Annotated in this window: 24 protein-coding genes and 3 tRNA genes; 14 read left to right on the top strand and 13 right to left on the bottom strand. The window is 68.8% G+C overall.

Annotated features, from left to right (window positions below; all coding sequences use genetic code 11):
• Window positions 1-102 precede the first annotated feature (102 nt).
• From I4J89_RS16350 to I4J89_RS16330, 5 genes are all read left to right on the top strand, one after another.
• A complete protein-coding gene (locus I4J89_RS16350) occupies window positions 103-1,221 on the top strand; it encodes a winged helix DNA-binding domain-containing protein (protein WP_196414836.1) in 1,119 nt (372 codons plus the stop codon).
• A gap of 228 nt (window positions 1,222-1,449) precedes the next feature.
• Window positions 1,450-2,046, top strand: a complete 597-nt coding sequence (gene orn / locus I4J89_RS16345; protein WP_196414835.1) for an oligoribonuclease — start codon at window positions 1,450-1,452, stop codon at window positions 2,044-2,046.
• Window positions 2,047-2,120: 74 nt separating this feature from the next.
• Window positions 2,121-2,196: transfer RNA gene (locus I4J89_RS16340), tRNA-His, on the top strand.
• Between the two features lie 236 nt (window positions 2,197-2,432).
• Window positions 2,433-2,945 (top strand): SigE family RNA polymerase sigma factor, encoded by a 513-nt coding sequence (locus I4J89_RS16335; RefSeq protein ID WP_196414834.1) that lies wholly within the window; start codon window positions 2,433-2,435, stop codon window positions 2,943-2,945.
• The gene (locus I4J89_RS16330; RefSeq protein WP_196414833.1) at window positions 2,938-3,699 is read left to right on the top strand and encodes a hypothetical protein; all 762 of its coding nucleotides are present in this window, start codon (window positions 2,938-2,940) and stop codon (window positions 3,697-3,699) included. Before I4J89_RS16335 ends, I4J89_RS16330 begins: the two co-directional genes overlap by 8 nt.
• Window positions 3,700-3,701: 2 nt before the next feature.
• Here the strand turns inward: I4J89_RS16330 and I4J89_RS16325 are convergent, their stop codons facing one another.
• From I4J89_RS16325 to I4J89_RS16315, 3 genes are all read right to left on the bottom strand, one after another.
• Entirely contained in the window at window positions 3,702-4,088 is a 387-nt protein-coding gene (locus I4J89_RS16325) for a hypothetical protein (RefSeq protein WP_196414832.1), read from the bottom strand.
• A 69-nt stretch (window positions 4,089-4,157) separates the two neighbouring features.
• The gene (locus I4J89_RS16320; RefSeq protein ID WP_196414831.1) at window positions 4,158-5,411 is read right to left on the bottom strand and encodes a L,D-transpeptidase; all 1,254 of its coding nucleotides are present in this window, start codon (window positions 5,409-5,411) and stop codon (window positions 4,158-4,160) included.
• A 152-nt stretch (window positions 5,412-5,563) separates the two neighbouring features.
• Window positions 5,564-6,820 (bottom strand): L,D-transpeptidase, encoded by a 1,257-nt coding sequence (locus I4J89_RS16315; protein ID WP_196414830.1) that lies wholly within the window; start codon window positions 6,818-6,820, stop codon window positions 5,564-5,566.
• A 139-nt stretch (window positions 6,821-6,959) separates the two neighbouring features.
• On the opposite strand from I4J89_RS16315, the gene I4J89_RS16310 reads away from it, so the two are divergent.
• Window positions 6,960-7,032: transfer RNA gene (locus tag I4J89_RS16310), tRNA-Lys, on the top strand.
• A 47-nt stretch (window positions 7,033-7,079) separates the two neighbouring features.
• On the opposite strand, the gene I4J89_RS16305 is transcribed toward I4J89_RS16310, so the two are convergent.
• The 4 genes from I4J89_RS16305 to I4J89_RS16290 are packed head-to-tail and all read right to left on the bottom strand — an operon-like array spanning window position 7,080 to window position 9,371.
• A complete protein-coding gene (locus tag I4J89_RS16305; protein WP_196414829.1) occupies window positions 7,080-7,664 on the bottom strand; it encodes a DUF6346 domain-containing protein in 585 nt (194 codons plus the stop codon).
• Between the two features lie 14 nt (window positions 7,665-7,678).
• Window positions 7,679-8,689, bottom strand: coding sequence for a hypothetical protein (locus I4J89_RS16300; protein WP_196414828.1), 1,011 nt, complete (start codon window positions 8,687-8,689; stop codon window positions 7,679-7,681).
• Between the two features lie 2 nt (window positions 8,690-8,691).
• Entirely contained in the window at window positions 8,692-8,997 is a 306-nt protein-coding gene (locus I4J89_RS16295) for a type VII secretion target (RefSeq protein ID WP_196414827.1), read from the bottom strand.
• Window positions 8,994-9,371: a YbaB/EbfC family nucleoid-associated protein gene (locus I4J89_RS16290; RefSeq protein WP_196414826.1), complete on the bottom strand. Its 378-nt coding sequence runs from the start codon at window positions 9,369-9,371 to the stop codon at window positions 8,994-8,996. Before I4J89_RS16290 ends, I4J89_RS16295 begins: the two co-directional genes overlap by 4 nt.
• Window positions 9,372-9,622: 251 nt before the next feature.
• On the opposite strand from I4J89_RS16290, the gene I4J89_RS51950 reads away from it, so the two are divergent.
• The 3 genes from I4J89_RS51950 (at window position 9,623) to I4J89_RS16275 (ending at window position 12,771) form a co-directional block, all read left to right on the top strand.
• Window positions 9,623-11,542, top strand: a complete 1,920-nt coding sequence (locus I4J89_RS51950; protein WP_196414825.1) for an endo-1,4-beta-xylanase — start codon at window positions 9,623-9,625, stop codon at window positions 11,540-11,542.
• Between the two features lie 110 nt (window positions 11,543-11,652).
• Window positions 11,653-12,639: an SEC-C metal-binding domain-containing protein gene (locus I4J89_RS16280; protein ID WP_196414824.1), complete on the top strand. Its 987-nt coding sequence runs from the start codon at window positions 11,653-11,655 to the stop codon at window positions 12,637-12,639.
• Window positions 12,640-12,698: 59 nt separating this feature from the next.
• Window positions 12,699-12,771, top strand: a tRNA-Lys gene (locus I4J89_RS16275).
• A gap of 366 nt (window positions 12,772-13,137) precedes the next feature.
• On the opposite strand, the gene I4J89_RS16270 is transcribed toward I4J89_RS16275, so the two are convergent.
• Complete coding sequence (locus tag I4J89_RS16270) at window positions 13,138-13,782, bottom strand: DUF4190 domain-containing protein (RefSeq protein WP_196414823.1); 645 nt, start codon at window positions 13,780-13,782, stop codon at window positions 13,138-13,140.
• A gap of 214 nt (window positions 13,783-13,996) precedes the next feature.
• Here I4J89_RS16270 and I4J89_RS16265 point away from each other — a divergent pair, with 214 nt between their 5' ends.
• Window positions 13,997-14,611 (top strand): NADPH-dependent FMN reductase, encoded by a 615-nt coding sequence (locus tag I4J89_RS16265; protein ID WP_196414822.1) that lies wholly within the window; start codon window positions 13,997-13,999, stop codon window positions 14,609-14,611.
• On the opposite strand, the gene I4J89_RS16260 is transcribed toward I4J89_RS16265, so the two are convergent.
• Window positions 14,604-16,079, bottom strand: a complete 1,476-nt coding sequence (locus tag I4J89_RS16260) for a sulfatase family protein (RefSeq protein WP_309238363.1) — start codon at window positions 16,077-16,079, stop codon at window positions 14,604-14,606. The genes I4J89_RS16265 and I4J89_RS16260 overlap by 8 nt on opposite strands.
• A gap of 419 nt (window positions 16,080-16,498) precedes the next feature.
• Between I4J89_RS16260 and I4J89_RS16255 the strand changes: the two genes are divergently transcribed.
• Window positions 16,499-17,698: a cytochrome P450 family protein gene (locus I4J89_RS16255; RefSeq protein ID WP_196414820.1), complete on the top strand. Its 1,200-nt coding sequence runs from the start codon at window positions 16,499-16,501 to the stop codon at window positions 17,696-17,698.
• 50 nt (window positions 17,699-17,748) lie between these two features.
• Here the strand turns inward: I4J89_RS16255 and I4J89_RS16250 are convergent, their stop codons facing one another.
• Entirely contained in the window at window positions 17,749-18,480 is a 732-nt protein-coding gene (locus I4J89_RS16250; RefSeq protein WP_230859045.1) for a DUF305 domain-containing protein, read from the bottom strand.
• Window positions 18,481-18,550: 70 nt separating this feature from the next.
• Between I4J89_RS16250 and I4J89_RS16245 the strand changes: the two genes are divergently transcribed.
• The 3 genes from I4J89_RS16245 to I4J89_RS16235 all read left to right on the top strand — a co-directional run bounded on the left by I4J89_RS16245 (window position 18,551) and on the right by I4J89_RS16235 (window position 21,267).
• Window positions 18,551-19,981 (top strand): LVIVD repeat-containing protein, encoded by a 1,431-nt coding sequence (locus I4J89_RS16245; protein ID WP_196414819.1) that lies wholly within the window; start codon window positions 18,551-18,553, stop codon window positions 19,979-19,981.
• Window positions 19,982-20,089: 108 nt separating this feature from the next.
• Window positions 20,090-20,395 (top strand): hypothetical protein, encoded by a 306-nt coding sequence (locus tag I4J89_RS16240; RefSeq protein WP_196414818.1) that lies wholly within the window; start codon window positions 20,090-20,092, stop codon window positions 20,393-20,395.
• 101 nt (window positions 20,396-20,496) lie between these two features.
• Entirely contained in the window at window positions 20,497-21,267 is a 771-nt protein-coding gene (locus I4J89_RS16235) for a hypothetical protein (protein ID WP_196414817.1), read from the top strand.
• Window positions 21,268-21,299: 32 nt separating this feature from the next.
• On the opposite strand, the gene I4J89_RS16230 is transcribed toward I4J89_RS16235, so the two are convergent.
• The 3 genes from I4J89_RS16230 to I4J89_RS16220 form a co-directional block, all read right to left on the bottom strand.
• Complete coding sequence (locus I4J89_RS16230) at window positions 21,300-21,578, bottom strand: hypothetical protein (RefSeq protein WP_196414816.1); 279 nt, start codon at window positions 21,576-21,578, stop codon at window positions 21,300-21,302.
• A gap of 401 nt (window positions 21,579-21,979) precedes the next feature.
• Complete coding sequence (locus tag I4J89_RS16225; protein ID WP_196415165.1) at window positions 21,980-22,192, bottom strand: DUF397 domain-containing protein; 213 nt, start codon at window positions 22,190-22,192, stop codon at window positions 21,980-21,982.
• 37 nt (window positions 22,193-22,229) lie between these two features.
• The gene (locus I4J89_RS16220) at window positions 22,230-23,078 is read right to left on the bottom strand and encodes a helix-turn-helix domain-containing protein (RefSeq protein WP_196414815.1); all 849 of its coding nucleotides are present in this window, start codon (window positions 23,076-23,078) and stop codon (window positions 22,230-22,232) included.
• Window positions 23,079-23,203: the final 125 nt, after the last annotated feature.

Genomic DNA, 23,203 nt, shown 5'->3' with positions numbered 1-23,203 from the left:
GCGCAGCGGCCCACCCGATTTCGGGTGGGCCGCTCTCGTTTCTCCGCCGCGAGCGGGGATTGTGGACGGAAACTGACCGCTATCCCGCCTAGCGTGGTCGCCATGAGAGTCCTCACGACGCGCCAGCTGAACCGGACCTACCTGCACCGGCAACTGCTCTCCGAACGGGTGCCGCGCCGGGCCGCGGACGTGGTCGGGCATCTGGTCGCGTTGCAGGGGCAGGAGGCCGACTCGCCCTACCTGAGCCTCTGGTCGCGGATGGCCGGGTTCCGGCACGACGATCTGACCTCGCTGCTGCACGACGGGGGAGTGGTGCGCAGCGCGCTGCTGCGAGGCACCCAGCACCTGAGCACCGGTGACGACTACCTGTGGCTCCGGCCCACCCTCCAGCCGGCCCTGGAGCGGCTCGCCGGGCGCGGCGGGCGGCTGAACGGCGTGGACCCGGCCGAGTTCGAGGCTGTCGCCCGGGGGATCCTGGCGGACGGGCCGATGACCCGGCCGGAGCTGTCCCGGCGGTTGATCGAGCGGTTTCCCGGTCACGACGCGCAGTCGCTGACGTACGTCGTACACCTGCGGTTGTCTCTGCTGCACCCACCGCCGGCCGGAACGTGGCGGCATCGCGGCCGTGTGCTCTGCGTGCCGGCCGAGGCCCGGCTCGGGCGGCCGATGGCCGCCGCGAGCCCGGAGGCGCTGGTGATGCGCTACCTGGCGGCGTTCGGCCCGGCGTCGGTCAAGGATCTTCAGGTCTTTGCGGGCATGACCCGCCTGGGCGCGCTCTTCGCGGAAATGCGCCCGCTGCTGCGGGTCTTCCGCGACGAGAACGGGACCGATCTGTACGACCTACCGGACGCCCCTATCGCCGACGCCGACGACCCGGCACCGGTGGTGTTCCTGCCCGAGTTCGACAACGCCGTCCTCGGGCACGCCGACCGGGCCCGGATCATCCATCCGGGCGACCGCCCGATCGTCATGCCGGGCTGGTCGATCGTGCGTCCGACCGTCCTGGTCGACGGTTTCGTGGCGGCGACCTGGTCGATGAAGGGCGCGACGCTGACCGTGGCACCGTTCCGGCCGCTCGGTGCGGCGGCGCGCGCGGCGGTCGAGGAGGAAGGTGCCCGGTTGGTCGAGTTCGTGGCGCCGGATGCCGCCGGGGAGGCCGAGATCCGCTGGACCGACGGCTCGACCGTGGGCGCCGACTTCGACCGATCTTGGCGGCCGTGAAGCCGGGAGTTCCGGGTGCGGACGTTGAAAGGGCCCTCCGTGCTGCCGACACGGAGGGCCCTTTACCGGGGGGAACGGAGTAACCGAAGGGGGGCTTCGTCCGTTAAGTACACTTTACCCCGCAACCGGCCAAGTGGGAAGACCCGGCCACAAAGCGGACAAACGGCTCGAAGGCGGGCCGTGACCGGCCGTACGCGTCAAACAGCGGCCCGCCACCCGGCGTAGGCTGTGCCCGTGGCGGATCTTCTGGTGTGGATCGACTGTGAGATGACCGGTCTCGACCTGGGCAAGGACAAGCTCATCGAGGTCGCGGCCCTGGTCACCGATCCGGAACTCAACGTGCTCGGCGAGGGCATCGACCTGGTCATTCACGCCGACGACGCGGCGCTCGACGCGATGCCGCCGGTGGTGCGCGACATGCACGGCAAGTCCGGCCTGACCGACGAGGTCCGCCGCTCGACCGTCACCATGGCCGAGGCGGAGGAGGCCGTCCTGGCCTACATCCGGGAGTACGTGCCGAACCCGCGCACCGCTCCGCTCTGCGGTAACTCGATCGCGACCGACCGCGGCTTCCTCGCCCGGGACATGCCGGCGCTCGACGCCCACCTGCACTACCGGATGATCGACGTGTCCTCGATCAAGGAGCTGTGCCGCCGGTGGTACCCGCGGGTCTACTTCGGCCAGCCGGCCAAGGGCCTGTCGCACCGGGCGCTCGCCGACATCCGGGAGAGCATCCGCGAGCTGGAGTACTACCGGCGCACGGTCTTCGTGCCGCTGCCCGGGCCGGACGTCGAGGCGGCCCGAGCGGTCGCCGCCGAGTTGTAGGTAACCCGCTCGACGGGCTACCCGGGGCTGTCGCTATGATTGTCCGGCACCGTGGGAACGGCTCCGCGGTCATGGTGGTCGTAGCTCAGTTGGTAGAGCACCGGGTTGTGGTCCCGGGGGTCGCGGGTTCGAGTCCCGTCGATCACCCCATGTGAGAGGCTCCGTCATCCGGCGGGGCCTTTTCTCGTGGTATCGCTCCCAAATTTCTCGCAAGTGGGCAACCTTTCCGGCTCGCCGGGCCACTGGGGTGTGGATCAACCTTCGTCCCCCGGGAGACCCTGATGCTCGCGAAGCGCATTGTCGTGCCGTTCTCGGCGCTGCCAGCCGATGCCACGGAGACCACCGCAGACTCCGTGCGGCTCTCCTGACGGTCGGGACCAGCCGCGTTGTCCGAAGCCGAATACGCCTTCCAGCGGTTCTTCGACGACCATCACGCCGACCTGTCCCGGCTCGCCTACCTGGTGACCGGCGACTCGCAGGCTGCCGACGACCTGGCGGCGGACGCGTTCGTGGAGGTGTGGCGGTACTGGGAACGAGTGCAGGCGGCACAGAGCCCGGTCGCGTACGCCCGCGGCATCGTGACCAACCTGGCCCGTCAATGGATCAAGCGGCAGAGCCGGGAACGGGCCGGTCTGCTGCGACTGGGTCTGCTACGCCGCGAGCGCGGCGAGAGCGACACCCCCGCGATCCTCGACGTGCGTGCGGCGCTGCGGCGACTTCCGCTGCGGCGTCGCGAGTGCGTCATTCTCCGGTACGCGTTCGACGTGCCGGAACGAGAGGTCGCCACGATCCTCGGCATCTCGGTCGGTGCCGTGAAGAGCCACACCTCACGCGGTGCCACCCAGTTGAGTGAGTACCTGCGCGGCATGCCGCTGACGACGGGAGGTCACCATGGCTGAGCGTCACTACCCCGAGCTGGGTGCGGTGCTGCGTGAGGAGGCCGAGCGGCACGTCCCGGACCGGGCGGCGATGCTCACCCGTATCGCGCACCGGCGCAGTCGACGGGCGTTCGCCGCACTGCGCCCGGTCGCCGCCGCGGCCTCGGTCGTGGCGACCGTGGTGGCGGGCTTCGCCGGGATCAGGCTGACCGGCGACCGCTCCGGCGGGGCGGAGCCGCCTGCCGCCGCCTCGATGGCTCCCACCACGGAGGCCCTCTCACCGGCACCGACCGTCGCCCCTTCGAGCACACCGGACGACGTCACAGCGCCCACCCGGCCCAATCGGACCACGTCCACCACCACCACGCCGCCGATTCGGTGGCAACCGGTCTCCGGCTTCCTCCGCTCGGCCGCGGTCCTCGACAGCCACTCGAACGACACCTGGGCGCAGGGCAACCTCACCCTGACCACCGCCGAGACCATCACGACGCTCGACCTGGTGATCAGCGTGGCGCGTACCGCGGGGGTCAGGGACACCGGGAAGTGGACCTCGGTACCGACCGAGATGATCACCATGACGGTCGCCGAGGAGAAGGGTGCGCTGATCTACCGGTACACGCTGAACGAGGGACGCACCCTGGCCCCGGGCGAGTACGTCTTCGCGGCGCAGTACCAGCACGCCGCCGGAAAGCGCGACCCCGGCGGCGACACCTACGGTGCGATCGCCCGGGCCGGCGAGAAGAGAGCCGAGGTCATCGGGGTCTTCCAGGGCTGAGGTCAGGGCACCGACTCCAGGCCGCTGTCGCCGCACGTCCGGGACATGTCCGCGGCGGCGATGCTCACCGCGGCGATGGCGTCCGGCTCCGCGGCGCTGCCGCGGGCGGCAACCGCTTGGGCGTACGCGTCCGCCAGTGCCGTCGCCGCGTCGGCCACCGGAGCGTCGGCGGTGGCCGAGGAAGCGGCGATCCGGTCCACGACGCCGGGATCCATCAGGGTCGCGTCGCGCAGGGCCGCCGCCACCTCGAGGCAGGTGATCAGCCCGGGCGGATCGTCGACAGGCGACGGGCCGGTGCTCCCGCTCGAACTCGACTCCGGGGTGGCCGGGGATGAGCAGCCGCCCAGCACGAGAGCCAGGACAGCAGCAATGCGAACGAATCGCGCCATACCAGTCAGGCTACGGAAAAGACAGCGGGCCCGGTCGCCAGACCGAGCCCGCGTCGTGCCGGGTGGAGATCAGTGCAGCGCGCTGCCCTTCTTGTACTCCGCCCAGCTCATGTTCCAGTCGGTCCAGCCGTTACCGTTCTTCAACTTCTCCTCGGTACCGGTGACCGTGATCACGTCGCCCATCAGCGTGCGGTCGAAGAGCCACTTGCCCATCGCCATCGACACGTTGACGCAGCCGTGCGAGACGTTGCTCCGGCCCTGCACACCCTCGGACCACGGAGCCGCGTGGATGAACTGCCCGCTCCAGGTGATCCGCTGCGCGTAGTCGATCTCGGTGCGGTAGCCCTCCTCGGGGCCCAGCTCATCCAGCGTGTCGAAGACGGTGTGTTCCTTCTTCTCGATCACGACCATGGTGCCGCTGGAGGACGGGGTCTTCGGCTTGCCCAGGCTCACCGGGATGGTCTTGATGACCTTGCCGTCCTGCTTGACCGTCATCTTCTTGGTCTTGTTCGAGACGGTCATGATCATCGAGCGGCCGATCTTCATGTCGACGGTCAGATCGGACCTGCCGTACCACCCGTCGCCCATCTTCACGCCCTTGAGCTGCACCTTGTAGAAGACCTTGGAGCCGGCCTTCCAGTACGTCTGCGGCCGGTAGTGCACCTCGGTCGGGCTGGTCCAGTGCCAGACGCCCTCCTGTGCCGGAGTGGCGGTGACCACCATCTTGCGCTCGACGTCGGCCCGGTACTTCTCCGGGATGGCCCGCCCGAACCGCATGATCAGCGGCATACCCACGCCGACGGTCTGCCCGTCGGCGAGGAAGCTCGTCACCCGTACCAGGTTCGCCGGCTTCTTCATCACGGTGAACGAGCTGGTGGTGGTGTTGTTCTTGCCCTCGGCCTCGGGCGTGGTGACGGTGACCGTGTACTTCTTGCCCCACTCCATCGACTCGGTCGGACGCCAGAGGTTCTCGTCCTTGTCGACGGCGCCCTTGACCTCGTCGCCCTTGGCGTCGGTCACCTTGACGGTGGTGTTCTCCGGGTCTTCGCTGTTGAACTTCACGTCGGACCAGGCCTCGACGCCGGTCGCGTCGGCCGCGGGGGAGGTCACCGCGACCGTGCTCAGCGTCGGCTCCGGCGACGGCGCCTCGGAGGCGGCGGCACCGTTTCCGCCACCCTGCCACGACGGCGAGTCGTCACCGCCGCTGCACGCGGCGGTCAGCAGAAGAGTGCCCGCCAGCAGTGTGACCACGGCCGCGCGCCATCCGCGGCGTCCGGCACGGCCGGCCGGAGCGGCCAGCTCCACCGACCGAATTCCATCCATCTCCATGGTCTCCTCACGGCTTCGTACTACCCGGCGCCCAATAGTGCTCCAAAAACGCGTGTTGACCAATCCCGGATTTGTGCCGTACCGAATCTCGTGCCATCGATGTACCCCGGGAGGGTCATCGAACCACCCGGAGGTGACGTCCGTCCTCAGCCCAGGCCGTCAGGAACCTTCAGAGCGCTGCCCTCGGCGAACTTTTCCCAGCTCACGTCCCATGGCGTCCACCCGTTGCCGTAGTCGAGCTTGTCCTCCGTCCCCTTCACGGTGACCGGGTCACCGATCAGGGTGTTGTCGAACAGCCATCGCGCGTTGGACGGCGAGACATTGACACATCCATGCGAGACGTTGCGGCGACCTTGATCACCCGTCGACCACGGGGCCGAGTGAATGTACTGTCCGCTCCACGTCAGTCGCTGTGCGTACTGGATGCGGGTGCGATAACCCTCGGCGCCGTCGGTGTCGGTGGTGTCGAAGACGGTGTCCGCCTTCTTCTCCATGATCACCATCCGGCCGCTCGACGACGGGGTGCTCTTCTTGCCGAGGCTCACCGGCATGGTCTTGACCGTCTTGCCGTCCTTGAGCACGGTCATCTTTTTGCCGGCGTTGTCGACCTGCATCTCGAAGCTACGACCGATCTTGGCGGTCGCTGAGCGGTCCCGGTCGCCGTAGATGTTGTTGCCGGTGGGCAGCCCGCCGACCGCGATGCGCACCTTCAGCGTCGTGCCCGGCTGCCAGAATTCCGGCGCCCGGTAGAAGGCCTGCGTGCCGCTCGCCGTCCACGACCAGGTGCCCGGCTGCGACGGGGTGCTCTGCACGAACATCCGGTTCTGCACCGCGGCGCGGTCCGCCTTCTTGATGCCGGGGTTGAACTCGACCACCACCGGCATCGCCACGCCGTACGTGTGGTCGTCGAACAGGTAGAGGCCGGTCCCGGTCCGCCGTCCCGGCTCGCCCATCGTGGTGAACGACGTGGTCGCGGTGGTCGTGGCACCGTCCTTGCCGGTGGCGACGACCGTGGCCGCGTACGTCTGCTTGGTCTTCAAAGGCTTGCTCGGCACCCAGGCCGAGCCGTCCTCGCGCATCTCGCCCGCGACCGTCGCGCCCTTGGCGTCCTTCAGTGTGACCGAGGTGACATCGCCGCCGCTCACCTTCAGCCCGATCTCCGAACTGACCGGCACGTTCTTCTTGTCCTTGGCCGGCGTGATCGTCAGCGCCACCGACCCGGCCCCCGTCGTGCTCTCCGTCACCGGCGCGCTCGATGCGCCACTCGATGCGCCGGCCGAGGCGGCCGGCTCGGCGGCCGCCGGATCGGCGAAGGTCGGCTTCGCGTCGTCGCCACACGCGGTCAAGGGGGCGATCATGGCAACTGCCAAGATCGCCACCAGGGAGCGGCGGAGGTCAACCATCGTCGGGCCCCGTTCTGCAGTTTCTCAGCGCAGACATACTGACTCATGGACGCAAATTGTGGGTCCCCCTTGAGGTGGGAAGTGGTCGATTTCAAGGATCTCCGCAGGCCGTGCTAACGTTCTTGTCGTTGCACGGCGAGCGTCGCTAGCTCAACTGGCAGAGCAGCGGACTCTTAATCCGCGGGTTGTAGGTTCGAGTCCTACGCGACGCACTCTCCAGCACAGGCCCGGCCATTCGGTCTGGGCCTTTTTGCTGTGGTCACCTCTTGCGCGAGCGCAGCATCGCACTCAGCAGCAGGGTCGTCAGAAGCCCGGGCGGGATCGCGATGATGAGGACCAGGTAACCGATCCATCGGAGCCAGGGCCGTTCGCCGGCGTCCGCTCTGGCGAGCACCGGTTCGGTGCGGTGCCTGCCGACTTCACCCACTCGGACGGGCGTGCCGATGTCGGCCGAGGTGAACATCTCAGTGCCGTAAACGTACTCATTGTCCCCGTCGTCCCAGAACACGCTGGCCGTGCAACTTTGCCATCGGCCGAAACCCTTGGTGCTGACCGGGCCGCGCTGCTCGCAGGAGGCCACCTCGGCCTGGCCCGTCCGTTCGGCTTCCGAGAAGTCCCGGCCGGACAGGCGGCTGAAAGTGATGGCCAGCATGATCAATGTGCCGGTGATCAGGATGAGGCCGAGCATGAACACCGTCGAGCGCAACGCGCCGCTCGTACGGTGTTCCACCGCGTCGTTGGCGGCACTGGCCGCGAGGCGCTCCTGCTCCTCTCGCTCGTCCGCCTCCACACGGGCGTTGAGTTCCGCGCGACGTCGAGCGATGCGCTCTTCCCAGGACTCCATGCCGGTGCCCTCCATCAGGACGGGAAATCGATAGGAGTGGGTTCCGGGTCGTCCTCGATGAGGGTAGTGCCTGACGACCCGCTGTTCTGCGAACTGTTGGTCTGACCGGCGGTACGGGCCGTCTCGACGATGAGGTGTTCGGTATTGCCGTGTGCCGCGATGTTGCCGTCGGACAGCGTCCGATAGGCCCGCGACCAGCCGGCCCACCCCTTCGGATCGACGATCGCCGTACCGGCCGCCTCGACCCGGAAGGCCTGCAGCCGCGTGACGTTCCGGCTCGCCTTGCCGACTTGTTCCAGGAGGAACCCGCACGGGCCGGCCAGTTGCCGCAGATTGTCGAGCCGCTTGAGCAGATCCTTCAAGACGGTGAGGATCCTGGTCGTCGTCGCGGCGACGAGAATGGCCACCTCGGCGACGACCTTGGGGATGAGGACCACCGTCACGGCTTGGACCGCCTTGGAGATGCACGCGCCCACCACCTCGGCCACGATGTCGCGGATCGTGTTCCGGAACACGCCGACCACGGCACCGGCGACCGTGGTGAGCTGGCTCATCAGCTCAGCGATCTTCCCCAGGGCCTGCACCGACTCGGCGTGGTCAAGGGCGCGCCGGCGGTAGGCGGCCAGCGATTCGGCAGCCCAGGCGTCGGTGCTGCGCCGTACCTCGGAAGCGAATGCGTCAGTGGCTTGATAGATCCGGCTCTCGATCTGGCGCCAGCTCTTGGCGTGGCCCTCGATGGCTTTCGGGTCGCCGGCGAGCCGGTCCAGCGGTTCGCGGAGCAGACTGACATGTTCCATCAGCCAGCCGACTCCGGCAGCGAACACCTCTTGCACCGGGTCCATCACCGCGCCGAGAAGCGACAGCCCGGTGGCTGCGACGTTTCCGCCGATCGCCAGCGGTTCGCCGTTTCGGAAGCCGTCGACTATGCCGCCGGCGGACTCGAAGATGGCGGCGCCCTCGTATGTCTTGGTCACACTCTCCGGGGCGATCACGCTGGAGCGCGCGAGGTACGCCTCAGCAGTCATGATCAGCCCTCTCGGATCTGCCGGGCAGCGAGGTCATCGGTGAGGCTGACGTTGTCGGCGAGCGTTCGCACCAGGTCGGCGAGGTTCAGCAGCGCGTCTCTTCCGCCGCGGATCTCGCGGAAGGCGTGGTCCTCGATCAGCGTCATGAAGCCGAACAGCAGATCACTGCAGAACTCGCCGTATACCTGCCCGTTGTCGGCTATGTAACGTGCCCCGGCCGCCGCCTCGTCGCACATCGCGGCCGCGTCGTCGACCATCCGGGCGTGCTCACGCAGCCCATCCGGATCCAGGTGCAGGGGCTGGGTCATCCCGCCTCACTCTCCTCATCGGACGATCGCGGGAACTGGGTCGCATAGGCGTCGGCGATGAACGCCGTGGTCGGCGAGTCCGAGCCGTACATCCCCCGCACCACCTCCGCCACCTGCTCGGCCAGCCGCGACTGCGCACGCCGGACCGTTTCCATGACGAGATCGGCGAGTTCGTCCGCTCGCAGCACCATGGCCCGGTCGTCGAGCCGCAGCGCGGCCAGGCCGCCCGAGTGGTCGACGGTCACCCGGACCTCGCCGCCGGGTGCTTCGGCGGTGGCCACGGTGTCCCGGATGCGCCGGCTCAGCTCCGCGCTCAGTTCGGCCTGCTGCCGGGCGCGGTGTTCCCAGTCGCCGAGGAGGTCGTCGGGCGGCATGCATGGGGATACGCCGGGGACGAGATCCAAGTTCACCTCGGCCGATGAGAGCTCCGATAGTTTCGCTCGCATTAGGCGTACCAGGAAGGTTGAATCGATACATCACACCCGGACAAGAAGCCGCTAGCGAGGGATCCGAAAGTTTCGGAACATTACCGGTAGATTGCCATTGACGTCAGCCGGTCATCTCTCAACAATGGGCAGCGACGGTCGTCGATTCGCCGCTCCCTCGTTGAAAAGGTGATCCACCCATGCGCATGAAACGAGCGCTGTCCGTCGGCGTCGCGGCCGTCCTCGCCGCAGCCGGCGCGGTTCTGCTCGCCCCGGCTGCCGAGGCCGCCACCACGCTCGGCGCCGCCGCGGCGCAGAGCAGCCGCTACTTCGGCACCGCGATAAGCGCCGGCAAGCTTTCCGACTCGGCCTACACGACCATCGCGAACCGTGAGTTCGACATGGTCACCGCTGAGAACGAGATGAAGCTCGACGCCACCGAGCCGAACCAGAACCAGTTCAACTACACCAGCGGTGACCGGGTGGCGAACTGGGCCACGAGCAACGGCAAGCGGCTGCGCGGGCACACCCTCGCCTGGCATTCACAGCAGCCGGGCTGGATGCAGAGCATGAGCGGCACCGCCCTGCGCAACGCCATGCTGAACCACGTCACCCAGGTCGCCACCCACTACCGGGGCAAGGTCTACGCCTGGGACGTGGTGAACGAGGCGTTCTCCGACAACGGCGACGGGTCCCGGCGCGACTCCAACCTGCAGCGCACCGGCAACGACTGGATCGAGGCGGCGTTCCGGGCCGCACGGGCTGCCGATCCGGGCGCCAAGCTCTGCTACAACGACTACAACATCGACAACTGGAGTCACGCCAAGACGCAGGCGGTGTACAACCTGGTCCGGGACTTCAAGGCCCGTCAGGTGCCGATCGACTGTGTCGGCCTGCAGGCACATTTCAACAGCGGCAACCCGGTGCCGAGCAACTTCTCGACGACCGTGTCGAGCTTCGCCGCGCTCGGCGTGGACGTGCAGATCACCGAGCTCGACATCCAGGGTTCCGGCACCGACCAGGCGAACAAGTACCGGACCGTGGTCAACGCCTGTCTGGCGGTCGCCCGCTGCACCGGCGTCACGGTCTGGGGCGTACGCGACAGCGACTCCTGGCGGGCGAGCGACACCCCGTTGCTCTTCGACGGCAGCGGTAACAAGAAGGCGGCGTACACCGCTGTCCTCGACGCCCTGAACGGGACCGGCACGCCGGTGCCGGGCGACTGCGCGAACGGGTACGTCGGCTTGACCTACGACGACGGGCCGAACCCGGGCAACACCACCAATCTCCTCAACGCGCTGCGGGCCAACGGTCTCCGCGCCACCATGTTCAACACCGGCCAGAACGCGGCCGCCAACCCGTCGCTGGTCGCGGCGCAGGTGTCGGCGGGCATGTGGGTGGCCAACCACAGCTACACCCATCCGCACATGCTCACTCTCAGCGCGGCACAGATGAGCTCCGAGCTGTCCCGCACGCAGAGCGCGATCCAGGCCGCCGGCGGTGGCACGCCGGTGCTCTTCCGTCCGCCGTACGGGGAGACGAACGCCACCCTCGAGTCCGCCGCGTCGGCCCTGGGCCTGCGGACGATCATCTGGGACGTCGACTCGCAGGACTGGAACGGCGCCACCACGGCCCAGATCGTGCAGCGGGCCGGCACGCTGACCAACGGCCAGATCATCCTGATGCACGACCAGTACGCGACGACCGTCGCGGCGATCCCGCAGATCGCGGCCGACCTGAAGAGCCGTGGCCTGTGCGCCGGCATGATCTCGCCGACGACCGGCCGGGCGGTGGCACCGGGCGGTACGACCACGCCGCCGAGCACGACGCCCACCACGCCGCCGGCCGGTGGCAACTGCACCGCGACGTACGCCGAGGGCCAGAAGTGGGCCGACCGGTTCAACGGCCAGGTCACGGTCTCCGGCAGCACCAACTGGCGGGTGACCGTCACGATCCGCTCTCCGCAGAAGATCATCGCGACCTGGAACGCCGCGGTCAGCTGGGACGGCAGCGGCAACGTGATGACCGCACGGCCGAACGGCAGCGGGAACACCTTCGGCTTCACCATCCAGCACGGCGGCAACTGGGCCTGGCCCACGCTGACGTGCACCACGACCTGACCCCGTTCCCCGATAGGCCGCGGGCGTGGGCCCCTCCCCACGCCCGCGGCCGCCTGCCCTGGTCGGGTGAGAACCGCGGGGGGTCGCGGCAGCCCGAGGTAGGGTGACGCGTGCCGTCGAACGAACTGCTCACCAGTGACGACCTGGACGCAATCGGGCATGACGCGTTCCGTGCGGAGGACCCGCGGGCGTGCGTGGCGGAGTTGGTCGAGGCGGTGGAGGGCGAGCGCCTCGCGGACCCGACGGACGCCGGCTACGCGTACTCGCTGGCTGCCGAGATCATCGAGCGGCAGGGTGATCTGGCCGCGGCGCTGGAGCTGGTCAGCCGGGCCGTCGCGGCGTACCCGAGCGACGAGGGCGGGTTCGCGCGGGCCTACCGGGGGGACCTGCTCGCCCGCCTCGGACACGAGGACGAGGCGATGACCGAGTTCGCCGCGCTGCGGCCGCGTCTGGTCCGGGATCCGGACGCCGCGTCGTACCTGTCCGAGGCGATGGAGGAGTGCGGCTTCGCGCCGATCGCCGAGCAGTGGCTGACCGCCGCGCTGGAGTCGGTGCTGGACCGGCCCGGTGACGGGCCGGACGACCTGAACCTGAAGCTGCTCTACCACCTGATCCAAGCCCGCAGCCGGATCCGGCGGGAGCTGGAACTGCCCGTCGACGAGCACGACGAGATGGCCGACCGGATGCGGGAGGCGGCGTACGGCGTCGAGCCGGACGTGGACGAGACGACCGGGCAGGGCCTGCTGTTCTGGCCGAAGGCGGAGTTCGACCGGGTGCTGCTGCGCTGGCCGGCGTTGGCCGACGCGTACGGGCGGACCTGGGACGAGCACCGGGCCCGGCTGGAGAAGGAGCTGGCCGGCCGGGGCGCGTCCGGGGAGACCGGGCTGGTGCTGTTCGCCGGGCTGGCCGACGGTCTGGCCGCGTTCGCGACCCGCATGGGCGGCGATCCGGCCGAGGCGGCGATCCAGCTGGGCTACGAGGATCAGCAGCTGTCCGGGTCCGCCTGGGCGGCCTGGCCGCCGGGTCGTAACGGACCGTGCTGGTGTGGTTCCGGAGGCAAATACAAGAAGTGCTGCCTGCCCCGGTCACGCGCCTGACCGGCCGGGTCCCGCTGAGAAGGCGCCGGCCGATGTGCTAACGTTCTGCCTCGTTGCAAGCGCTGCTAGCTCAACTGGCAGAGCAGCGGACTCTTAATCCGCGGGTTGTAGGTTCGAGTCCTACGCGGCGCACAACACGAGCAGACCCCGCCCATTCCGGGCGGGGTCTGTTGCTTTTCCTGTGCGGAAAACATGGGGTCGCGCTCCGCTTTTCACTCACGCCATTTTTGAGGTACGCGTCCACGCGATGCTCTCGCCGTTCCCCGCGATCCGGTCACCGTGCCGGGCCGCACCGCGGCCGCCGGGCCCATGCGGATGGGCACGCCGGCGACCAGGGTGCACCTCGGGCCGCGCAGCGCCGGTCGCGCTTTTCCCGGCGGCCGCGTTGCGGCCGCGCACGGCACCCGGCTCGCGCGGGAGAGCGGGAACGGCGTCGATTCGGCGGGACGGCGGAAACGCGTACCCCCGAAGAAGCGGAAGCGAAAAGCCGGCCCGGAGTTAAAGGACGGTGCTGAGGCCGCTGATTCCGCCGAGCACGGCGACGACGACCGCCGGTCCAATGAGGATGTAGCCGAGGACGAGGCCGGCGACCGCCATGCCCTGACCCGATTTCTCACCGCGCTTGGTCTCGGCGAGTCCGATGTGGCCGAAGATCACCGCAAGCAGCGACGGGATGCCCCAGGCGCAGAAGACGAGCAGCAGGCCGACGATGCCGAGCACCATCGAGGCCACCGCCCAGCCCGACGTGGGCGGGCCGAGGCGGCCCACGATCACCGGCTGGTACATCGGCGGCGCCGGGTAGCCAGCCTGCGGCGGGTAGCCGGCGGGGGAGTGCGGGTAGCCGGCCGGCGACTGCGGGAAACCCGACACCGGCGGCGAGTAGGGCTGCGGCGGGAACGGTGCCGCCGGCGGCGCGCTGTTCGGTGCCTGGTACGGCGGCTGCGGCGGGTACGCCTGGGTGGGCGGCGCGCTGTCCGGCGCGGGGTACGGAGGCTGCTGCTGGTACGGGTCGTGGCCCTGTTGCTGGTACGGGTCGTGGCCCTGCTGCTGGTACGGGTCGTAGCCCTGTTGCTGGTACGGGTCGTGTCCCGGCTGGCCGAACGGCTGGGTCGGATCGTACGGCGGCGGGCTGGGCTGAGACATCGTGCTCCGAGTTCCTTCAGCGGGAGGGCGGAACTTGGACCGGTCCCCACCCGTATGGACCGTTCGTTCATGCTGTCGAACCGGCATCGAGCTGGCTACCCGTCGAGACGCTTTCGGTACGAAAGTCGGTACCGATGCAACCGGTCGGCGGTAACTCGATCGGGCCCCGCGCGGACGGCTGGAGCGCCGCACACGGGGCCGTATCGTCGGCGGCATGACGCGCGTCCTGTTGATCTCGGGAAGCACTCGCAACGGATCCCTGCACACCGCCGCCCTGCGCACAGCGGCCCGGTACGCCCCACCGGAGCTCACCGCCGCTCTTTACGACGGCCTGTCCGATCTGCCGGCGTTCGTTCCCGGCGACCCGGCGCCGGCGTTGGTCGTCACGGCGTTACGGCGGCGGGTGACCGACGCCGACGCGCTGCTCTTCAGCACCCCCGAGTACGCGGGCTCCCTCCCCGGCAGCCTGAAGAACCTGCTCGACTGGCTGGTGGACGGCGGCGAGCTCGGTGGCAAGCCGGTCGCCTGGCTCTCCGTGGTGGCACCGGGTCAGGACGACGGGGCGCGGGCCGCCCTGGAGTCGGTGCTGGACCACGGCGGTGCCCGCCTGCTGCGGCCCGCCTGCATCCGGATCCCGCTGGACATGAGCGCGGTCGACGGCGCGGGAATCGTCACGGACACCCGCCTGCACGTGGCGTTGCAGGACATGCTCCAGGCCCTGGTGCGTGGCCTGGCCACGCCCGAGCAACGCCGGCCGTCCTGGCAGGCGTACTCGAGTGTCTACCCGGTGGTGCAGCAGCGGCAGTCCTGGCCGGGCCGGCTCAGCTGACCGCGCGCCCGGCCGTCCAGCACGCCTCCGGCCCGGCGCACGTGGTCAGCCCCTTCAGCGCCTTGTCGAGCTCGGCGATCCGGTCCGGGCTGAGCTTGCCGGCCAGGTTTCGCAGCTGAAGCGGGTCGGCCGTGCGGTCGTAGTACTCCCGGGAGCCGTCCACGTACTTGACGTAGGTGAACTGGGCCGTCCGCAGCGCGTCGTACGCCGGGGGGATGTTCGGGCTGTCGTAGGTGTAGTCCGGATCCAGCGGGTCGGTGGCGGGATCGCGGTGCTCGATCAGCGCCGCGGTACGCCAGTCCGCCGGGGTGTCCCCGGAGAGCAGCGGCTTCAGGCTGCGCCCGTCGGTCTCGCCGGGCTGCGGTGCACCGGCCAGCTCGGCGAAGGTGGGGCGCAGGTCGATGTTCGCCACCACGGCGTCGATCCCGCGCCCGGCGCCGATGCCCGGGCCGGCCATCACGAGCGGCACGTTGACGTCGGTGTCGAAGGCGGTCTGCTTGCCGGAGGGCAGCCGGTACTCGCCCATGTGATAGCCGTTGTCGGAGGCGAAGACCAGCACGGTCCGGTCGGCGACACCGGCCTTGGTCAGCGTGGCCCGCAGCGAGCCGATCATGCGGTCGATCGACTGGATGGACTGGACCCGCTTGCGGAACTCGGTGTCCATCCGGGTCTTCTGCGCCTTGGTGAGCGGCTTGACGTCCTTCAGCCACGGCGGCGCGTCCGCGGGCGGCTTGTCGTAGGCGGCGGAACGCGGCGCCTTCAGCCCCGGGAACGAGTCGGCGTCCTGCGGAGCGGGCGTGTACGGGCTGTGCGGCGCGTACGTCGACAGTTCCACCATGAACGGCTTGCCCTCCGCCGCCGACGTGGCGATGAAGTCGGACGCCTTGGCCGAGATCACATCGGTGAGGTAGTCCGTCGGCTTGTTGCCGTAGTCGCGGACCTGGTTGTTCTCGTTCAGCGAGTAGTTGAAGTTGTGGTACGCGTTGCCGCCGGCGAACCACTGGTCCCAGCCCGGCGGCATGTAGGGCTTCCCGGTGCCCAGCGGGTTCCTCGCGTTGTACTCGTTGAGGTACTTGCCGAGGAAGGCGGTGCGGTAACCGGCCCGCTGGAGATCGGTGGCGAACGTCGACTTCTCCGCGCCACGGCTGTAGAAGAGCCGGAAGCCGCCGTCCGACCCGTGGTTCTTGTAGATCCCGGTGTTGTGCGGGAACTGTCCTTTGAGCATGGACGCCCGGGACGGGCAGCAGAGCGAGTCGGTCACCGTGTAGTTCGTGAACGTGGTGCCCTCCCGCTGCAACGCGAGCAGGTTGGGCATGTACGGCACCAGGTTCTGCGACAGGTCGTCGGTGAGCACGAACACGATGTTCGGGCGTACGGACGTCGACTCGTTGCGGCCGGGACGGGCCACCGCGAAGGCGACGCCGCGTCCGTTCTGCGGTGCGCACGCAGCTGTGGCCAGCAACGACACGACTGCGAGAAGGAGACTGAGGGCGCGGCGAGGGGGAGAGGTCATGGTGGTGCGGCTGCTCCGTCCCGGAAGAGTTGACCTCCGGAGGGTAGTCGGCCGGATCGAGGACGGGCAGACGACCAGTCCGGTTCCCAACCCATCGGTTGCTTACCCCACACTGAGATGATCATTAAGAATGTCTGAACGGACGGGGTGACGGCCGATGATCGGCGGATAGTCGTACCCATGGACAGCAGTCAACCGCGTCCGCGCCGTCCCCGCCGCTTCGCGTACCGCCGCCCTCGTCTGCCGCTGCGCCCGCCCCGCTCGCCGCGCGGGGTGTGCGCCAGGCGCCCGCGCGGCGCCTGACCCGAAAAGTCCCGCACGCCCGCGCATCGACGGGTATCGTCGGAATCCGTTCCGGCGGCCCGGGAGGCGCGATGACGCAGGATCTCCAGATCGACTTCACCGACCCGGCGTTCCAGGCGGATCCGCACCCGGTGTACGCGCATTGGCGCCGCACCGGACCGGTCACCCGCACCCGGCTGCCCAGCGGCCTGACCGCCTGGCTGGTCACTCGCTACGAGGACGCGCGCCGGGCCCTGGCCGACCCGCGGCTGTCCAAGCAGTCCGCGTTCTCGGTCGGCTCGTCCGCGACGGCGAACCGGCCGTCCGGGCCCGCGGCGGTGCTGTCCCGGCACATGCTCGCGGTCGACCCGCCGGACCACACCCGCCTGCGCCGCCTGGTCTCGGCGGCCTTCACCGCCCGCCGGATCGAGGAGCTGCGCCCGCGCATCGAGGAGATCACCCACGACCTGCTGGACGCGGTCGAGGGCCGGGACCGGGCCGACCTGATCGACACCTTCGCGTTCCCCCTGCCGATCCAGGTGATCTGCGAGCTGCTCGGGGTCCCGGCCGACGATCGGGACGCGTTCCGGGCGTGGTCCAACGTGATCGTCGCTGGCTCGCAGTCCGGCGACCGGCTGGAGCCGGCGATCCGGGCCATGGTCAGCTACATCCTGGCCCTGCTCGCCGAGCGGCGCGCCCACCCCGGCGAGGACCTGCTGTCCGGCCTGATCCACGTGCGCGACGAGGGTGACCGGCTCTCCGAGGCGGAGCTCTCCTCGATGGTGTTCCTGCTGCTCATCGCCGGCCACGAGACCACCGTCAACCTCATCGGCAACGGGACCTTCCTGCTGCTCGCCGAACGCGAGCGGTGGGAGCGGCTGCGCGCGGAGCCGGCGCTGCTGCCCACCGCGATCGAGGAGTTCCTCCGGTACGAGGGGCCGGTCGAGACCTCCACCTTCCGGGTCGCCACCGAGGACCTGGAGATCGGCGGCGTCACGATCGCGGCCGGCGATCCGGTCGTGGTGGTCCTGCTGTCGGCCAACCGTGACGGCGACCGGTTCGCCGGTGCCGACGAGCTGCGCCTCGACCGTACGCAAAACGCGCACCTGGCCTTCGGGCACGGCATCCACTACTGCCTCGGCGCTCCGCTGGCCCGGCTGGAGGCGCAGGTGGCCTTCACCGCGCTGCTGAACCGCCACCCCGGCCTGCGCCTGGCGATCCCGCCGGAGGACCTGCGCTGGCGGCCGGGGCTGCTGTTGCGCGGACTCGAGACACTCCCGGTCCGGCTCTGAGGAGGGCTCTCGGTGCACCGTCCGAAATGGCAGGTTGCGACGACGACGGATCAACTCACATTGAGGTCGGCCATCCGACGGATCTCCACGCCCTGCTCAACGGCCGTCTCATTGGCCAGTTCGGACAGTCGTTGATCGGCTCCGCCGCGTAACACATCGCTGGTCATCTGCTGGGCGCCCCGGTGATGGGCGGTCATCATCGTGACGAACCGGCGGTCGAAGTCAGCGCCCTTGGCCGCCGCCAGTGCGGTGACCGCCTCCTCGGTCTGCATGCCCGGCATCGTGGCGTGATCGTGCGCGGGATTGGTTTCCGGTTGGCCCCGATCGCGCAGCCAGGACCGGAACACCTCGATCTCGGGCGCCTGCGCGGCACTGATCCGGCCGGCGATGCCCAGCACGCCCTTGTCCGCGGCGCGGCCGGGTGCCAGGTCGGCCATCCGGACGGCCTGCGAGTGGTGGACGATCATCATCTGTACGTAGGTGACGTCGATCGTGTTGTAAGCCGTTCCGTCGGGCAGCTGTACCTGATCGGAATCGGTCACCGTCGCTGGCTCGCCGGGGCGGCCAGGTATCAGCACCGGGATCGGGGAGGCCGAGGCGGAGGGCGCGGCAGCGGTTGGTCGCTCGTCGTCGGAAGCCCTGCTGAGCAGGGCAATCACGCCTGCCGCGAGGAGGGCCAGGGCCGCGGCGGCGAGGCTCTGGGCACGTCGGCGATTCATCGATTCCTCTCCGGCCGGAGTCACCCACGATCGGCCTTCGGCGACTATCGTAACGACCGACATCGTTGTCACCGGTGGTGCGAGCGACACAACTCGACGTGTCGCCGGTGGCTCCGTAGCCGGAAGGAGCTTCATGAAGCACCCTGCCCCACGAGGGCGACTAAGAAGTCTGGCCTCCATCGGTGCCGCGGCTGTTCTGCTGAGCTTCCTCGTCGCCGCGCCGGCCCAGGCCGCTACCGCCGACATCCCGGGCGTCGACGAGATCGTCAGCAGCCCGAACATCAAATTGATCGCCAACGAGCCCAAGCAAGGTGCGTTCGCGCCGGAGGGGGCGTACAACAGCGACATCGCCTTCCAGGGCAAGTACGCGTACGCCGGTAACTTCAACGGTTTCACCGTCTACGACATCCGGAATCCGAAGGACCCGGTGATGGCCAAGCAGGTCGTCTGCCCGGGCTCGCAGAACGACGTCTCGGTCTACGGCGATCTGCTCTTCCTCGCCACCGACTCGATCCGCAGTGACGACTCCTGCAACAGTGTCGCCGTGCCGAACACGGCGCCCGCCGAGACGCCGCGCTGGGAGGGCATCAAGGTCTTCGACATCAGCGACCCGCTCAACCCGCGGTACGTGGCCGCGGTGAAGACCGACTGCGGTTCGCACACGCTGACGCTGGTGCCGGGCAAGAAGCGCGACCGTTCGGTCTACGTCTACGTGTCCTCCTACAACCTGGACACCAAGGACCTGCCGAACTGCGCTCTGCCGCACGACAAGATCTCGATCGTCAAGGTTCCACTGCGGACACCCGAGGCGGCCGCTGTGGTGGCCACGCCGGTGCTCTTCCCGGACGGCGGCTTCCCCGGCAGCGAGACCGGCACCGCGACGACCGGTTGCCACGACATCACGGCGTACCCGCAGAGGGACATCGCGGCCGGTGCCTGCATGGGTGACGGCGTGCTCTTCGACATCTCGAACCCGGTGGCACCGAGGGTGATCACCACGGTCCGGGACACCGAGAACTTCGCGTTCTGGCACTCCGCGACCTTCAACAACAACGCCACCAAGGTCGTCTTCACCGACGAGCTGGGCGGCGGCGTGGGCGCGCAGTGCAACCCGGAGACCGGGCCGAACCGCGGCGCGGACGCCATCTACGACATCGTCGGCAAGGGCAAGAAGGCCAAGTTGGCGTTCCGCAGCTACTTCAAGATCCCGCGGGAGAACGCCGACACCGAGAACTGCGTGGCCCACAACGGCTCGCTGATCCCGGTCGCCGGGCGGGACATCATGGTCCAGGCGTGGTACCAGGGCGGCATCTCGATCTGGGACTTCACCAACTCCCGCAAGCCGGTCGAGATCGGTTTCTGGGAGCGGGGCCCGATCAGCCTGGAGCGGTCGGTCCTGGCCGGTTCCTGGTCGGCGTACTGGTACAACGGCCACATCTACTCCAATGACATCCAGAAGGGTCTGGACGTCTTCGAGGTCAGCGACCGCCGGATCGACCGGGCCGAGCGGGAGCGCACGTGGCAGTTCAACGCGCAGACCCAGGACGACTACCGTCGCTGGTGATCTGAGCTGAGCCGCAGGTGGATCCGGCCGGTCATCCGGCCGGATCCGCCTCGGTCATCACCGGCGCGGCGCCGGGTGTTTTTGGAGCTTATGTGTAGTTTGTGACTTATGAGGAAGATCGCGAAGCGCGGCACCGTGCTCCGGTCTTTCCTCGTTCTGCTGGCGCTCCTCCTCGCCCTGATGTCTCCGCTCGGCGCGAGCGCGGTCCCGGTCGCTGCGGGAGCGGCGCCGGCATCCTCCGGGCACTCGGCCCAGCACATCACCGCAGGCATCGCCGCCGACTCCGCGGCGGCTGAGAAGCCCGCGGACACGCGTACTCCGGCCGGCTACGGCACCGCGCATGCGGTGCGCGCCCTGCGCGCGCAGCTCACCGCCGGGGTCACCGCTTCCCGCGCCCCGCCCGCCACCGTCTGACCTCTGCGGACGGCGTACCCCGCCGGCCCGGGTCCCCGTGTGCCCGAGTGTGCGGAACCGAGACGAAGCGGACGACCTTTCCCATGAACATGCTTGCCGAAATGCTGCTGACCGAGCCCGCCCCGGTGGCGATCTGGGCCATCCTCATGCTGCTCACGCTGCCCGCGCTGATCGTGCTCGCCAGCCCCTACGGCGTGCGGGACCCGCGGCGCGCCCTGATCGATTCGGTGGCCGTCCTGCGCCTGCGCGAGGAGCGCCGGGAGGCGGAGCGTGCGCGGCGCTCCGAGGAGGCGGCGCAGACCGTGCGCTACGCCGGGGAGATCCGGGTCGCGGCCGACCAGGCGGGGTACGCGGCGGAGCGCTGGCAGGGTCACTGGGAGGCGGCCGCGGAGCGGGTCGACACGACCTGGCGGGCCTGGCAGGCAGCCGACGCGCGCTGGGCGCGCAGCCAGGCGGCGGCGGCCTTCGGCACGCCGTTCACGGCCCGAAACCCTGCGGAGTACGCGGCCCGCGAGCGCTTCCTGCACCAGGCGGTACGCGCCGCAGCCGAGCGTGGCGAGCTCCCGGCCGGCGCGGTCGCCGACGCGCTGAACGGGCGAGGCGGCTGGGATGCCCGCCTCCACCCGGTCCAGCAGGAGCTGGCCGTGCAGCGGGCCGTTGCGGCCCACCTGGCGTCGCTCCACCGCCGTGCCGTGGCGGCCGAGCAGGCCGCCTGGCACGACGCGCAGCTGGCCCGGCGCAACCGCGACAGCCTCCGCCGGGAGGCGGTTGTCGCCGAGGCGCGAGCCGCCGCGGTGGAATACCTGGTCCTGCCGGTCCCGGCGACCGAAGGCGAGGCCGCCCTGCGGAGGGCTCTCGCCCCCGTGGCCTGATCACCGGTTGGCCGGGTCGGGCCGCCCGATGATTACAACCGGCCAGATCCAGGACGGTCCTGCTTCATGACGAGGTAGACGAAGATCAGCGTCAGCGTCAGGATCATCCATCCGTTCACGACCGCGCAGACAATGATCGGAAGGTCCAGACCGAATTCGCCCCCGGCGGTGGCAACTGCGGCATTGCCACAGGCTAGGGCGCAGCCGGCCCTCAGCGCTGTCCGGGCGATCGAGGTCGGGTCACCCTTCGGTTGCTGGTCAGTGCGCCTGCGCTTCGATACGCTGGCGGTATTCGGCTTGTTACGTGGCATTTTGGGTTCCCATCGCCTGGAGACTTGGATGCTTCTGCCGAACGGATGGCGGCCCGCCTCGCACGCGGGTCGTCATTCGTGTTTGTGGGGCCGGGCGACTCAATGGGGTGTCGAGATCCAACACCGAACGGGTCATCCACAGTGTCCCGCACCGCCGATGGAAAAACCAATGCCTACATGGGTGTTCCCGGCGTCCTCAATAAGAGGGCTCGACAACGCATTCGGCATTTTTAGGAAACGGGTATAGGCCCTGCCGCGCATGGCGGCAGGGCTGTGAGTTGTATCGGCGAGGTGTCATGGCGTCCCCCGAACGGGGGACGCCACAACTCACTGGAGTTGCACATCGCGGAAGTAAACCTTGTCAGAGGCACTTCCATCGGTGCGTGCCTATCGGTAGGCTCTCACGTGATATCGAATTCGCCGTCCTTGGCAGAGTCCACGAAGGCGGTCCACTCCGCCGGCGTGAACATGAGAGCTGGGCCCGTCCGGTTCTTGCTGTCACGGACGGCGATTCCCTGGTCGAGCATTGCTACCTCGACACAGTTGCTACCGCCGTTGCCGTTACTGCGACTGCCCTTTTTCCAGACGGCACCGTCGAGTTGGTGCGCGAGCAACTCGAGCACCTCCCTTCGATATGAGTCCTTGGGAGTGCTACGCGACGAGCAGGTCTTCGATCATCGTCACGCTTGTCCGATGGTCGAGCGCCTTCGCGCTCATTCGCTCGAACTCCTGCCGGTACCGGGCAACCTCTTTTGGTTGCTCTTCGTAGTAGTCTCCCGCAATGCCTTCGAGATAGACAACATCCAAATGGGTGGTCTCGCGGAACTCCAAAAGCGCTGCTGGCCCGCCCAGGAACAAATGTTCGCCGGCGTCGAACGGCAGGATCTGTAGCGTTACGTTTGGTAACTTAGCCGCCTCGATCAAATGCTCCAACTGACCCCGCATGACGTCCTCGCCGCCGATCACCCGGCGCACCACGGACTCGTCGATGATCGCGGAGAGATCGAGCGGCCGGTCACCGCCCAGCCGGCTCTGCCTGGTCAGGCGAAGGGCGACCCGGCGGTCGATGTGATGCTCAGGATCGGTGGAGCGTCCGGTCTTGATCAGTGCGCGCATGTACGCCTCGGTCTGTAGCAGCCCCGGCACCAGGATCGGTTCCCACGCCCGCATCGACGACGCGGCGGCCTCCAGCCCGACGAAGTTTCCCGGCCGCAGGATGTCGCGGTAGTCGGTCCACCAGGTGCGTTCCCGCGACAGCCGCGCCAATTCCACCATGGCCTCGCGATATCCCTGATCCCGCACGTTGTAGAGGGTGAGCAGGTCGCGGACGTCGCGAGGCGTCACGGCGACCCGTGCGGTCTCGATGCGGGTGACCTTGGCGGCGTGCCATTCGAAATGCCGGGACACGTCCTGCTGGGTCAGTCCGGCAGCCTCACGGCATCGTTTGAGCTCCGCCCCCAGCCGGCGGCGTCGGAGCGTCGGACCCTCGATATCGGACACCTGGACTCCCTACGGTCCTGATGCAGTCGATATTACGACCGATTCCTCACGATCCACCGACCCATTCATGATCGCGTTTTCCCATGATCGCGAATGTGGCTTGGTCTGCGGGGCATGAATAAGAA

The organism is Actinoplanes aureus (assembly GCF_015704865.1).
Lineage (GTDB): Bacteria > Actinomycetota > Actinomycetes > Mycobacteriales > Micromonosporaceae > Actinoplanes > Actinoplanes aureus.
This window is presented reverse-complemented; position numbering and strand designations above follow the sequence as displayed.